We start from the raw sequence: 13,540 nt of genomic DNA, 5'->3' as shown, positions 1-13,540 counted from the left end.
GGACACGTGTGTGTTCGTAAGCCTCAGGAGGCTGATCAATGACTGTCACTCCCACCCCCGCACCAGTGAGCACCGGCACGGTGCTGTCGCTGCGTGGCGTCTCGAAGCGGTTCGGTGCCGTCCAGGCGCTGAAGAACATCGAGCTCGATGTCCGGGCCGGTGAGGTACTCGCGCTCGTCGGCGACAACGGCGCCGGCAAGTCGACGCTGGTGAAGACCATCGCCGGTGTCTATACCGCTGACGACGGCACGATGGTGTTCGACGGGGTGGAGGTGAGAGTAGGCAGCCCGGCCGAGGCCCAGCAGCTCGGAATCGCCACCGTCTTCCAGGACCTGGCCCTGTGCGACAACCTGGACGTGGTCGCGAACCTGTACCTCGGACGCGAGCTGCGCAGGGGCAACGTGCTCGACGAGGTCGAGATGGAGCGCTCCTCCTGGGAGCTGCTCCGCCAGCTGTCCGCCAAGATCCCGAGCGTCCGGATCCCGGTGGCCAGCCTGTCGGGCGGTCAGCGGCAGACGGTCGCGATCGCCCGCAGCCTGCTCGGCCAGCCCAAGGTCGTGATGCTCGACGAGCCGACCGCGGCACTCGGCGTAGCTCAGACCGCCGAGGTACTCAACCTGGTCGAGCGACTCCGCGAGCGTGGTCTCGCGGTCATCCTGATCAGCCACAACATGGCCGACGTGATGGCGGTCGCGGACCGGGTCGCGGTACTGCGGCTCGGTCGTAACAACGGGGTCTTCACGGTCAGCGAGACCAAGACCCAGGACATCATCGCCGCGATCACCGGTGCCACGGACAACGCAGTCTCCGAGCGCGCGGCGCGCCGGACCCGGCAGGAAGGTTCCGCATCATGACCACCCCGGTCGACGGATCGACGGCACCCGTGCAGGACACCGTGCCGGAAGCGCAGGACGCGGCCTCGCTGCCCGCCGATCTGCAGGACGAGCGCCTGATCGCCAGCCACGGCGTCAGCGGCGCGATCTCGGCCTTCACGTCCCGGCTCCGTTCCGGCGACCTGGGCTCGGTCCCGGTGGTGGTCGGGCTGATCATCATCTGGGCCGTCTTCCAGATCGCCAACAGCTCCTTCCTGTCCAGCCGCAACCTGGTCAACCTGACCCTGCAGACCACCTCGGTCGGGGTCATTGCCCTGGGCATCGTTCTGGTCCTGCTGCTGGGTGAGATCGACCTGTCCGTCGGTTCCGTCAGCGGCCTGGCCGCCGCGGTCCTCGGCGTGACGTTCGTGAACAAGGGCTGGCCGTTGGTGCTCTCGCTGCTCGCCGCCGCGGTGCTCGGCCTGGTGATCGGCTTGTTCTACGGCGCGTTGTACACCCGGTTCGGGGTGCCCAGCTTCGTCATCACGCTGGCCGGTCTGCTCGGCTTCCTCGGCCTGCAGTTGCTGGTGCTGGGCAAGGAAGGCACGCTGAACATCCCGTTCGACTCCGGCATCGTCAAGTTCGCCACCCAGAGCTTCCTGTCGCCCGCGATCGCGTACGGGCTGATCGTGGTGGTCGTCGCGGCGTACGCCTTCAGCCGGCTGCGCAACCGAGGCGCCCGCGTGACGGCGGGGCTGTCCGCGGCGCCCACCACGATGATCGCGATCAAGGCCGGGGCGCTCGCCCTGGTGCTGCTGATCCCGGTCCTGGTGCTGAACGGTGACCGCGGCGTCTCGTCGATGTTCCTGTTCTTCGTGGTCCTGGTGCTGGCCACCGACTTCATGATCCGGCGGACCCGCTGGGGTCGCTCGGTGGTCGCGGTCGGCGGCAACGTCGAGGCGGCCCGGCGCGCCGGTATCAACGTCCGGTTCATCTACCTGTCGGTCTTCGCGGCCTGCTCCACCTTCGCCGCCGTCGGCGGCATCCTGGCCGCAGCCCGGCTGATCGCGGTGAACCAGAGCAGCGGTGGCGCCGACACCAACCTGAACGCGATCGCCGCTGCCGTCATCGGTGGCACCAGCCTCTTCGGCGGCCGCGGATCGGCGTACTCCGCACTGCTCGGCGCGCTGGTGATCATGTCGATCTCCAACGGCCTCGCACTGCTCAGCCTGGACTCCAGCGTTCGCTACATGGTGACCGCCGGCGTGCTGCTGATCGCCGTCACGATCGACTCCCTCAGCCGTCGCAGCCGTCAGGCGCACGGCAGGGCGTAACCGACTCGGTGGGCCCTCGTCAGACCCCTGCATCGGCGGGGGCCCGCCGCTCCAACCGCAACACCCTCATACGCGGACCGTCGCTCCCCGCCCGGAGCGACGGTCCGTTCTCTTGTCCTACCGTGATTACAAAACCTCTCGCGTCGCTCGGCGGCTCCTTCGGCCAGACCAGATCGACCAGCTCGGCGACCGGAACCGGCTCACCCTGGCGGAGCAGCCCTCGCTAATGCTGGTTCGCCGGGTCGCGGGGGTCGTTGGCGATCAGTTCGCGGATGTACTGTTCCACCGATTTGTCGCCGGAGGCAACGATCTCCACCAGCAGGTCGAGCCGGATCCGGCGGCCCTGTTCGTACTCTCCGGCCGTCATCGCGATGTCGGCCTCGGCCAGCCGGATCCTGAGCAGCAGATACCTGTTGGAGCTACCGGTGGCCAGCAGGGCCTTGGGCCGGGCGAGTAACTCCCAGGCCTCGTCGACCCTGCCGTGCTTCGCCGCGATCGTCGCCAGCAAACAGGTGGCCCGCGCCTCGTTGTGCTCATGGGACAGCAGGCGAAAAGTCTCCACCGCCTTCGTCAGCTGCGCATCGGCGTCGTCGTACTGTGCGAGCTCGGCGTGAATCTCACCGATCAGCAGCCGGGCCTCGCCCTGGACGTTGCTGTCCGGCGGCGCAAGCCCGATGGCCTGCTCACCCCAGCGAATGGCCGCCTCGTAATCCTTCAGCTCCGCGGCGAGATGGGTCAGATCCCGCAGCGCGAAGAACCGCAGGTGCGTCGGCCCGTCCGGCCGCTCGCTCAGGGCCAGCGCAGCGAGACCGTGCTCACGGCCGCGGTCATAGTCGGCCAGCTGCAACGAGGCAGCGGCGAGCTGCAGTTCGGCGCGGGCCTGCAGGTCGAGCGAGCCGGTCTGCCCGGCGAGCTCGCGCAGGCGCTCGCCCTCACTCCTGCGGACTTCGGGAGTGCCGGCACGATAGGTGTAGCCGGCCAGCTCGATCCGGACCGAGAGCTCGAGCGGACCGGTCTCCGCGAGGACCTCCGCAATGGTCGCCAGCAGGTCGTTGCGTGGCCCGCGCAGCTCGCGGAGGCCGAAATAGCCGATCAGCAGCAGGCCGATTGTGCCGGCGAGTTCAGGTTCGCCGCTGCCGGTACCGACGCCGAGTGCGGACCGGGCCGCGGAATCGATCAGCGACCAGGTGGCGTCGAACCATCCGATCGGGTCGGCCCCGACCGCCGCCTCGGCATCCGGCAGCACCGGTGCCGCGGGCGTCCGGAGATGCGCCGCGGCCGTCCAGCCGTGGTTGATGCCGAAGTTGGCCAAAGCCGTCAGCCGGTGCACCGCTTGAAGATAGCGACGCCATGGCTGGCTCGAATCCCCTGTCAGAGGGAGCTGTTCGGCGGCGTACGAGCGGACCAGCGCGTGCATCTTGTAGCGCCGGAACGGTTCCAGTCCGGCGAGTTCGACCAGGCCGAGGTCCACGAGCTGATCGAAGGCGACCTCGCCGGCCAACTCGTCCGTGTCGAGCAGAGGTGCCGCGACCCAGACCGGGAATTCGGTCACGCCGACCAAGGACAGTCGTGCGAGCAGTTGCCGGGTCCGCGGCTCCGCCAGGCTGAGGCTGCGATCCAGACTGGTCCGTACCGCGAGGTCGCCGGCCACCATCGAGTCCAGCCGGGCCCCCTCGTCCGCGAGCGCACCCACCACCGCAGGCAGCGCGTCGTCGCCGGACAAAGCAAGGCGCGAACCGATGATCCTCAGCGCCAGCGGCAGACCCGCGCACGCGGTCGCCACGCTTTCGATCGCCGCCCGGTCCCGCAGCGATCGGCCGATCAGCTTGGCCAGCAGGTCGTTGCCGGTCGTCGAATCGAGCGGCAGCACCTGCGTGTGAACCGCCCTCTTCAACCCCGGCAGGGATTTGCGGGACGTGACGACCGCGGCACACCTCGGTCCGGACGGAAGAAGCTGGTCCACCGTCTCGGCATCGAGCGCGTCATCCAGTACTACGAGCAGCGCCGACCCGGCAGTCTTCTCCCGGAACAACCCGACCCGGTCCTCGAGTGAATCCGGCACTGCTCCCGCTGCCACCCCCACCGACCGCAGCATCCGGCCGAGCAGCGTCCTGGCCGACACGGCCGCTCCCCCGACGTCCTGCAACCGTGCGAACAGTTGGCCGTCCGGGAACGCGTCCGCCACCAGATGCCCGATCCGCGTCGCCGCGGCCGACTTCCCGACACCAGCGGCACCCCAAAGACAGATGGTTGCCACCCGCTCGCGCGCTCCGTCGGTCAACACCCGTACGCCGGCCGCCAGCAGCTCGTCCCGACCCACCAACAGCGAGATGTCGACCGGTAGCTCTCGCGGCGTCGTCCCCTGCGCCGATGGCTTGGCCGGCCCCATCGCGGACGGGTCGTCTCGCAGGATCGCCAGGTGTAGCCGTCGCAACGCCGGCGCGGGATCCACGCCGTACTCGTCGGCCAGCCGCTCCGCCAGTTCGGCGTACGCGGCCAGTGCCCTCTGTTTGTGCCCGGCTCGATGAAGCGCGGTCATCCAGGCGATCACGAGCCGCTCGCGCAACGGATCCGCCGCGACCAACCGCTGAAGCTCAGGCACCAACTGGTTCTGCCTGCCCGCTGCGAGATCGGCCTCGATCCGGTCTTCCAGCGCCGTCCTGCGTTCCTCCTCGATCCCGGCTGTCAACCGCACCCGGACCGGCTCCGACGCCACCTCCGCGAGCGGTTTCCCCTGCCACAACCCAAGCGCCTCGGCGAGCCCGGCGGACCGCAGGACAGGATCCTGCACGGCCCGAGCCCGAGCCACCGACTCCCTGAACCGCCCCAGATCCACCGCATCGGCCTCGACCTGTACGGCGTACCCGGCACGACTCCCTTCGATCCGCACCCCGGCCTTGCGCAACCGCGAAACATAGACCTGCAAGGCACTTCGCGCCTGCGCCGACGGATCCTCCGGCCACAACAGATCCACCAGCTCGTCCACCGGCACGACTTCATTCGCCCTCAGCAACAAAGCCGCCAGCACCAGCCGCTCCTGCCGCCGCGGCAACGGCACCGGCTCATCCCGGTCCAGGACTTCGACCGCCCCCAGCAAACGAAACTCCATGCCCGCACCCTAGCCATTCCGGCAGACAGCCGGCGACGACTGTCCACAGGTGTCGAGCGGAGGGCCCCGAACGTGCGAGAGCCGCCCGGACCGGATCGGTCGGGGCGGCTCTCGAAGGGGGGTCAGGCCGTTGCCGCGGTCAGGTCGACCTTCGGTTCGGCGAAGTGGCAGGCGGCGGAGTGGCCCTCGCCGGACTTGGCCTGGCGCATCAGCGGCGGCTCCTGGGTGGCGCAGATGTCCTCGGCCTTCCAGCAGCGGGTCCGGAACCGGCAACCGCTGGGCGGGTCGATCGGGGACGGCACGTCGCCGACCAGCCGGATCCGTTCCTTCGGCGGGATGCCGCGGATCGTGCCGAGGTCGGGTGCGGCCGACAACAGCGCCTGGGTGTACGGGTGCTGCGGAGCGCCGTAGATCTGCTCCCGCTCTCCCTGCTCGACGATCTTACCCAGGTACATCACCGCGACCCGGTCACAGAAGTGCCGAACCACGCCCAGGTCGTGCGCGATGAACACGAACGCGATGCCCAGATCGCGGCGCAGGTCCTCCAACAGGTTCATCACCTGCGCCTGGATCGACACGTCCAGCGCCGAGACCGGCTCGTCGGCGATGATCACTTCCGGCTCCACCGCCAGCGCCCGGGCGATCCCGATCCGCTGACGCTGACCACCGGAGAACTCGTTCGGGTACCGGTTGTGGTGTTCGGGGTTCAGACCGACCCGCTCCAGCAGTTCCTGAACCCGCTCCAGTTCCTTGCCGCGCTTCACCAGGTTGTGCACGCGCAACGGCGTACTGATGATGTTCGACACGGTCTGCCGCGGATTCAGCGAGCTGTACGGGTCCTGGAAGACGATCTGGAGCTGACGGCGGAACGGCCGCAGATCCTTCTCCTTCATCTGCGCGATGTCGGTGCCCTTGAAGATGATCTCTCCCGCGGTCGGCCTCAGCAGCCGGGTGATCATCCGGCCCGTCGTCGACTTGCCACAACCGGACTCACCGACCAGACCAAGGCTCTCACCGGGCCGCAGATCGAAACTGACCCCGTCGACGGCCTGGACGACCTTCCTGGCCCGGCCGAGACCGGCCGCCTCCTTGATCGGGAAATGCATCGTCAGGTCACGGACCTGCAGCAACGGGGCCACCGAGCCGCCGGGGATCGAGTCCACGGGGCGCACTGTCTTGCTCATCTGTCTCCTCAGCCCAGTCTCGGTGCGACCTCGGCCTCGTAGATCGAGGCCTTGTCGTGCAGGTGGCAACGGGAAGTGTGTGCGCCAGCGCCATCGACCGGCAACAGCTCCGGCAGGTCGGTGGTGCACCGCTCGCCCTTCACCCTGTCCACGTAAGGACACCGCGGGTTGAAGGAACAACCGCCAGGCAGCGCCAACAGACTCGGCGGCAGACCCTTGATCGGGCGCAACCGCTCACTGGCCGCCGACACGGTCGGGATCGACTCCAGCAGACCCCACGTGTACGGCATCCGCGGCGTGGCCAGCACGTCAGCGGCCGTGCCGTACTCCACACAACGACCGGCATACATCACCAGCACGTCATCGGCCATCTCGGCCACCACACCCAGATCGTGCGTGATCAACACGATCGCCGAACCGAACTCCTTCTGCAAGTTGTTCAGCAGATCCAGGATCTGCGCCTGCACAGTGACATCCAGCGCGGTCGTCGGCTCGTCGGCGATCACCAACTTCGGATCATTGACCAGACCCATCGCGATCATCGCGCGCTGCCGCATACCACCGGAGAACTCGTGCGGATACTGCTTGTACCGGCGGATCGGGTTCGGGATACCGACCAGGTCCAGCATCTCCAGCGCGCGCTTCTTCGCGACATCCTTGGACACCTTGTTGTGCACCCGGTAAGCCTCAGTGATCTGATTACCGACCGAATAGAGCGGATGCAGCGACGACTGCGGATCCTGGAAGACCATCGCGACCGCGTCGCCACGAATCTTCATCAACTCGTTCTCCGACAGGCCGACGATCTCGTCGCCACCCAGCTGGATCGACCCGCTGATCTGGGTCCGCTTACGGTCGTGCAGACCCATCACAGCCATACTCGACACCGACTTACCCGAACCGGACTCACCCACGATCGCCAACGTCCGGCCCAACGGAACGGCATAACTCAAACCGTTCACCGCACTGACCAGACCATCCGCGGTCGGGAACTTCACCGTCAAATCGTCGACCACCAGGTACGGCGTCTCACCGCTCGGCGTCAGCGATGCCGCCCGCCGCTCGCGGGTCGCGATCGACGGGTTGCGCTTGTCCGGCGCTACCTCGCCCTCGCTGGGTACGGTGCCCACCATCGTCTCCTGGCCATCCTTTCGATCTTGGACGGCCTTCCGTCCCTCGTTGCCAGGTGTCGTCACGCGAGCCTCACCCGCGGGTCGATCAGGCTGTAGGCGATGTCGACGATGAAGTTCATCATGACCAGGAAGACCGAGGCCACCAGGACCGTGCCCATGATCACCGGCAGGTCGTAGTTGTTCAGGCTGTCGATGACCAGGTTACCGAGCCCGGGAAGGTCGAAGATCTTCTCGGTGAAGATGGCGCCGGCCAGACTGCCGGCGATGTCCAGGCCGAAGATCGTGATGACCGGGATCAGACCGGAGCGCAGCGCGTGCTTGTAGGTGACCACCCGGTCCGACAGGCCCTTGGCCCGCGCAGTCCGGATGAAGTCCTCGCTCAGCGTCTCGACCATCGAGCCGCGGGAGAACCGGGCGTACTGCGTGCAGTTGTAGACCCCGAGCACGAGCCACGGGGTGAGAAGCCCCGCCACCCACTTGCCGGGATTCTCCGTCAGCGGTGTGTACCCACTGCGCGGCAGGATCGGATAGAGAATGGTGAGGTAGAGCGAGATCATCAGGGCAACGATGTAGTACGGGATCGAACTGAGGACCAAGGTGCTGGTCATCAGCGCCCGGTCACCCACGGTCCCACGTCTCTTCGCCGCCATCGAGCCGACGAAGACACCGATGGTGAGGACCAGGATCGCGTACCCGAACACCAGTGAGACGGTGACCGGTAGCCGGGTCTTCAGAGTCTCGAACACCGGCCGGTCGTTCTTGAACGAGAAGCCGAGGCACGGCGCCGGGCATTCCTGCTTCGCACCGGACGTCTCGAAGGTTCGGCCGGCAAAGATGCCCGCGGTGTACTCCGCGAACTGCTGGATCTTCGGGCGGTCCAGGTGCAGGTTGCGCTTGATCTCGTTGTACCGCTGCTGGGTGCAGTTGCGGTCGCCACAGATCGCCGCCGCCGGATCCGACGGAGCGACGAAGAACAACGTGAAGGTCGCGATCAGCGTGACCAGCACGACACTCAGCGCGCTGACCAGGCGGCGCGCCACGAAATAGAGCACGGGGCTTTCTCCTCACCGATGAGGGTGGTGACCGGACCGTGGTCCGGTCACCACCCCTTCATTCAGAGCCGAACGTAGTACTCAGGCGTTCGGTCAGGGCTGCTTAAGGTAGATCGAGGTGAACTCAGGCATACCCTGCGTCACGTCGTTGATCACGTGGCCGAGGTTCTTCCCGATCGGGAAGTTCGAGGCGCTGTAGTACAACGGCAGTGCCGGGAGGTAGTTCTCCAGGATGTTCTTGTCGACCTTGCTCCATTCCTTCAGCTGAGCGTTCGGGTCGAGCGCGGTGACGCGGTCGATGTCGGCGTCCAGCTTCGGGTCCTGCAGCTGACCGATGCTGTTGCCCAGGGCAATCGCGTCGGACTTGAACAGCACCGGGAACCAGCTGGTGCCGCTCGGCCAGTCGGAGCACCAGCCGGCCGGGGTCTTGCCCAGGTTGACCGGAGCGTTCTGGTCACCGGTGTAGGTGCGGATCTTGGCCTTCGGAACACCGATACCCTTGTACTTGAACCCGGCCGCCTCGTAGACCTGCTTGCGCAGCTGGAAGACCTGCGTCGAGATCTTGTCGTCGATCGAGTAGTACTGGCTGAGCTCGAAGTTCTCCTTGCCGGCCGCCTTCAGCTTCGCCTTGACGTCCGCGGCGACCGCGGGGTCCTCGGCGCCCTTACCGGTTCCGTTCAGACCCGGCAGCTCGAACTTCTCGAAGCCAGGAACGGCCTTCGGCAGGATGGTGCTGGCCGGCGGGTCGGTCTTCGAGTTCTTACCGGCAACCTTGCGATACGAGTCGTACGGGTATGCCGCGGCAACCAGCTTGCGGATCTCCATCGGGATCTTCCGGGTGTCCATCGGGAGCGTGATGGTGCACGGGGAGTCACCCGAAACCAGCTGAGCGGGGTCCTTGACCTCGGGCAGCAGGCTGGTGTCCAGGTTGCTGTAGCTCAGCGCGCTGGCATCCGGACCGGAGCTGGCCAGCACCTGACGCTGGGACTTGATGGTGTCCTGGCTGAACTTGAAGTTGAAGCCGTCGACGTACTGGTGCCGGACCGGGTCGGTGTTCGGGTCCCAGTTCGGGTTCTTCACCAGGTTGAGCGAGGTGCCGGCGTTGTAGGACTGGACCATGTACGGTCCGGTCGCCAGCGGCTTCTGCTCGTAGTTCTTCTGGGTGTCCTTGGCCTTCGGGATCGGCGTGAACATCGGGAACGCCGCGTAGAACGGAAGGTCGTCGAACTTCTTCGCCAACTTGATGACCAGGGTGTTCTCGTCCGGCGTCTCGACGCCGGTGTAGTCGGCGCCACCGGCCGCGTACGGGCCCTTGTACTTGTCACCGTCCTTGAAGAACTGGATCTGGTACGTCGGTCCCGAGTCGTACAGGTCGTGCGCGAAGGAGCGCTTGATCGCGTACGCGTAATCCGCGGCCAGCACCGGCGTACCGTCGCTGTACTTGATGCCCTTCTTCAGCTTGAAGGTCCAGGTCAGACCGTCGGCCGACTTCGTGCCCAGGTCCTCGGCGAGGTCCGGCACCAGAACCGGCTTGCCGGTCTTCTCGTCCAGCTGGTACTGCGTCAGCGTCCGGTAGAACAGCTTCTCGATCTGGTTACCGTCGACGTAGTACGTGTTCGTCGGGTCGAATGTGTCCGGCGTGACGTCGGAGAGAATCGTGACGGTGCCGCCCTTCTTGGCGCCATCAAGCTCTTTCGCCGGCCCCTTGGCAGTCGGGTCGGTCGCCTTCTCCTGGGTGGTGCCCGAGTCGGCACCGCCGTTGCTCCCGGAGTTGTTGCTCGACGACGGGCTGCCGCAGGCAACTGCGGCCAGCATGACCGTGGCCGCCACCGCGGTGATCCGTTTCCACTGCATTGTCGTGTTTCTCCTTTTCTGCCGCTGGGGCATTCGCCGTACTACCGGCGAGTCTTGGGGTCGAAGGCGTCGCGGACCGCGTCGCCGAGCAGGGCCATCGCCAGCACCAGTGCGGTGATGCCAACCACCGGGAGCCACAGGAACAAGGGGTCAGCCTTGAACCAGTTCGTGGCAACCGCGATGGTCTGGCCCCAGGACGGGATCGGTTCGACCAGACCGACACCGAGGAAGGACAGACCTGCTTCCGCCGTCACATAAGCCGGCAGCGAGAGCGAAGCCGAGATGACGATCGGAGCCACCAGGTTCGGCAACAATTCCTTGAACAGAACCTGCCGGGTGGGAACACCGATCGCCTTGGCCGCAAGGACGAACTCCCGTTCCCGCAGCGAGAGAACCTCACCGCGGATGATCCGGGCCAGACCCGCCCAGCCGAAGAACGAGAGCACGAAGATCAGAACGTAGAACCGGGTCGAGGCCTGCTCCTCCGGGGTCAGATTGAACGACCCACCACGCATCGACTCCACGATCGGCACCAAAGCGATCGCGAAGAGCAGGTAAGGCAGGCTCAGGACGAAGTCGATGATCCAGGAAATGAACCGGTCGGTCCAGCCACCGAGGAAACCGGCCAACAGACCCGCAACCACACCGACCACCGTGCCGAACAGAGTCGCCGTGAACGCGACGATCAACGAAGGCCGCGCACCGTAGACCCAGCGGGCGAAATTGTCCCGGCCGGTCTTCGGCTCCACACTCAGCCAGTGCTGCCCGTTGACGCCGATCGTCGGGAAACCGAACTCGTCAACCAGATCGGTGTTGAACGCGTTGTAAGCCTGCCCCTCCAGCTTGGACAGCAACGGCGCGAACACCGCGATCAAGATGAAGAACAAAATGATGCACACGCACACCATCGCCAGCTTGTCCTTGCGAAGCCGGTCCATCGCGATCCGGGTCGGAGACTTGCCATGCGCGACCGACGCCGAACGCACCGGCTCAGCCGACGCCGGGTGTTCCTCGACGCCTACGGTCGAGTCAGGTGACCCAATACTCATTCGCGCTCCGTCAGCTCTGTCAGCCAGATTCAGGTGGTTGATCCGGCAGCGGTCTGTAGATCGTGCCGAGCCATTTGCTCTTCAGAGAGGGCCGTGCGTCAAAACCCTTTGACACGGCGATTCCCCCTCAACCGCGCGCTAGCCTGCCTGACACTGTGACACCAAACCAGCGGTGCCCGGCACCAGTGCACAAATCGTTACCGGAACGGGTACCGGACCGGAACATTTGTCTCCGATGGTCACGGTGAGCAATCAATCCTTCGCGAAACGCGTCGGCACAGCGCCGTCAGTGGCCATTTTGTGCCAGATTGTCACGCTGGGTGTCAGAGCGGGGACCATCGGGTAAATCGGCTCCGGTACGTCTCGAAAGCAGGATCAAGCCCGTTTCGGCTTCAACTTTCCTGGCCTGATCGGGGCCCGCCGGACACTGCCCGGATCTCGCGATGAACCGCGTCCTCCAGACCGAGCATCGGCTGCCGTGAGGCGACGATCACGGCACACCGTCCGTCGGCCGGCAACAGCGGTCGCAACTGCCCGGCATCCACGACCTCGTCGAGGACGAGAAGCACCGACTTCCCGGCCAGCCGGCTGCGCAGTACGCTCGCCCGCTCCTCGACCGAGTCCGGCACGTCCGCCTCGCCGACGCCCAGAGAGGGCAGTAGCTGCCCGAGCACGACCCGCGGCGGCACGGCATCGCCTGACGGATCTTGAAGACGGGCGAACAACTGCCCGTCCCTGTAGTCCCCTGCCAGCCGGTGAGCGAGCTGGATCGCCACAGCGGACTTGTCGACCGCATCCCCATACAGACAGACGACAGCCGGCACGCCGTCCGGTCGGCTACGGCTCAGCTCAGCGACCAGCTCCTTCAGTACTGCGTCCCGCACTACAAGTAGGTCGGTGCCCGCGGGTAGCTCGTGCGGGGTCTGATCCTTCAGCGTCAGATCCAGGGCGGCGTCCTGGCGCAGGATCGACATCTGGAGCTCGCGGACCTCCGCACCCACTTTCGTGCCCAGTTCGTCGGCAAGGCGGCGTACCAGCTTTGTGTAGACAGCCAGCGAGTCCGTCTGCCGCCCGGACCTGTACAGAGCAAGCATGTACGCCGCCGCCACGGTCTCCTGCAAGGGCAGAGCCGCACTGAGGTCAGCCAGCTCGGGCAGTAGCTCCTGATGCCGTCCTAGCTCGAGCTCGGTCGCCAGACGGAGCTCCTGCGCCGCCCAGCGGGATTCGTCGAGGCCGGCCGACAGGCGTCGGCGTACGGGCTCCGATGCCACGTCTGCAAGAGCAGGGCCTCGCCAGAGCGCCAGCGCGTCGACGAGGACCTTACGGCGCTGTTCTGGCTCGTGCGTCGACTTCGCCTGCTGGACCAGCGCGGCGAAGGTCTCGACGTCAGTGCGCCCGGCAGGCCCCTGGACGGCGTATCCCTCCGAGCTGCTCACCAGCCGCGTCTCTGGGTCGGCCTCGGCCAGGAGACCTTTCAACCGTGAGGCATAGACCTGCAGGGCCCGCCTGGGGTTCCCCGGCCTCTCCTCCGGCCACAGCAGCTCGATCAACCGCTCGGACGGCACGGACTTGCCCGGTTCGAGCAGCAGGATCGCCAGCAGCAACCGCTCCTGCGTGCGCTTCAACTCGACCTGCTCGCCACCGACCAGCAGTTGGACGGGTCCCAGCAACCGGTACTCGACCCGTTTCACGGCTGTCAGCGTAGCCCGGTGGTAGGCGCCGGGTAACAGCTCTCCCACATGCTGCGGCTTCGCCGTCCCAATCGGAGGAACGATGTCCGCGCCGCACCTTTCCTGGAGACTGTTCGCCGCTTCCATGGTCCTGATGGGCGGTCTGCTGCCCACCGATGCCGCCGGAGCGGTCCCGGGCCGTGGCTGGTGCAACAGCGCGCTCAGCTCACCAAGCGCCCATTGCCGCGGCGCGGCACCGCGGTTGCGCGACAAAGTGCCGTCGCGCCCACTGGCTGCCGTCGGGCGGTCGCGGCTGCGGGCACGCCGCCGCGACCTGGAGCGG

Annotated in this window: 9 protein-coding genes; 2 read left to right on the top strand and 7 right to left on the bottom strand. The window is 66.5% G+C overall.

What is annotated here, in order from left to right:
- The first annotated feature begins 38 nt into the window (after positions 1-38).
- Positions 39-854: an ATP-binding cassette domain-containing protein gene (locus F1D05_RS34080; RefSeq protein ID WP_185444410.1), complete on the top strand. Its 816-nt coding sequence runs from the start codon at positions 39-41 to the stop codon at positions 852-854.
- Positions 851-2,146 (top strand): sugar ABC transporter permease, encoded by a 1,296-nt coding sequence (locus F1D05_RS34075; RefSeq protein WP_206685955.1) that lies wholly within the window; start codon positions 851-853, stop codon positions 2,144-2,146. Before F1D05_RS34080 ends, F1D05_RS34075 begins: the two co-directional genes overlap by 4 nt.
- Positions 2,147-2,369: 223 nt before the next feature.
- Here F1D05_RS34075 and F1D05_RS34070 read toward each other — a convergent pair whose 3' ends face one another.
- From F1D05_RS34070 to F1D05_RS34040, 7 genes are all read right to left on the bottom strand, one after another.
- Complete coding sequence (locus F1D05_RS34070; RefSeq protein ID WP_185444409.1) at positions 2,370-5,255, bottom strand: AfsR/SARP family transcriptional regulator; 2,886 nt, start codon at positions 5,253-5,255, stop codon at positions 2,370-2,372.
- A gap of 122 nt (positions 5,256-5,377) precedes the next feature.
- Positions 5,378-6,439 carry an ABC transporter ATP-binding protein gene (locus F1D05_RS34065; RefSeq protein WP_185444408.1) on the bottom strand — a complete coding sequence of 354 codons (1,062 nt, stop codon included), beginning with the start codon at positions 6,437-6,439 and terminating at the stop codon, positions 5,378-5,380.
- Positions 6,440-6,447: 8 nt separating this feature from the next.
- Entirely contained in the window at positions 6,448-7,572 is a 1,125-nt protein-coding gene (locus tag F1D05_RS34060; protein WP_246486188.1) for an ABC transporter ATP-binding protein, read from the bottom strand.
- A gap of 59 nt (positions 7,573-7,631) precedes the next feature.
- The gene (locus F1D05_RS34055; RefSeq protein WP_185444407.1) at positions 7,632-8,624 is read right to left on the bottom strand and encodes an ABC transporter permease; all 993 of its coding nucleotides are present in this window, start codon (positions 8,622-8,624) and stop codon (positions 7,632-7,634) included.
- A 93-nt stretch (positions 8,625-8,717) separates the two neighbouring features.
- Positions 8,718-10,478 carry an ABC transporter substrate-binding protein gene (locus tag F1D05_RS34050; protein ID WP_185444406.1) on the bottom strand — a complete coding sequence of 587 codons (1,761 nt, stop codon included), beginning with the start codon at positions 10,476-10,478 and terminating at the stop codon, positions 8,718-8,720.
- A 41-nt stretch (positions 10,479-10,519) separates the two neighbouring features.
- Complete coding sequence (locus F1D05_RS34045) at positions 10,520-11,527, bottom strand: ABC transporter permease (RefSeq protein ID WP_185444405.1); 1,008 nt, start codon at positions 11,525-11,527, stop codon at positions 10,520-10,522.
- A gap of 392 nt (positions 11,528-11,919) precedes the next feature.
- A complete protein-coding gene (locus F1D05_RS34040) occupies positions 11,920-13,218 on the bottom strand; it encodes an AfsR/SARP family transcriptional regulator (RefSeq protein WP_185444404.1) in 1,299 nt (432 codons plus the stop codon).
- Positions 13,219-13,540: the final 322 nt, after the last annotated feature.

The sequence above is a fragment of the Kribbella qitaiheensis genome (genome assembly GCF_014217565.1).
Classification (GTDB): Bacteria; Actinomycetota; Actinomycetes; order Propionibacteriales; family Kribbellaceae; genus Kribbella; species Kribbella qitaiheensis_A.
This window is presented reverse-complemented; position numbering and strand designations above follow the sequence as displayed.

Excerpts from the sequence above, each read along its gene's own strand:
- F1D05_RS34080 (WP_185444410.1), top strand. The coding sequence starts at position 39 with ATGACTGTCACTCCCACCCCCGCACCAGTGAGCACCGGCACGGTGCTG.
- F1D05_RS34075 (WP_206685955.1), top strand. The coding sequence starts at position 851 with ATGACCACCCCGGTCGACGGATCGACGGCACCCGTGCAGGACACCGTG.
- F1D05_RS34070 (WP_185444409.1), bottom strand. The coding sequence starts at position 5,255 with ATGGAGTTTCGTTTGCTGGGGGCGGTCGAAGTCCTGGACCGGGATGAG.
- F1D05_RS34065 (WP_185444408.1), bottom strand. The coding sequence starts at position 6,439 with ATGAGCAAGACAGTGCGCCCCGTGGACTCGATCCCCGGCGGCTCGGTG.
- F1D05_RS34060 (WP_246486188.1), bottom strand. The coding sequence starts at position 7,572 with ATGGTGGGCACCGTACCCAGCGAGGGCGAGGTAGCGCCGGACAAGCGC.
- F1D05_RS34050 (WP_185444406.1), bottom strand. The coding sequence starts at position 10,478 with ATGCAGTGGAAACGGATCACCGCGGTGGCGGCCACGGTCATGCTGGCC.
- F1D05_RS34045 (WP_185444405.1), bottom strand. The coding sequence starts at position 11,527 with ATGAGTATTGGGTCACCTGACTCGACCGTAGGCGTCGAGGAACACCCG.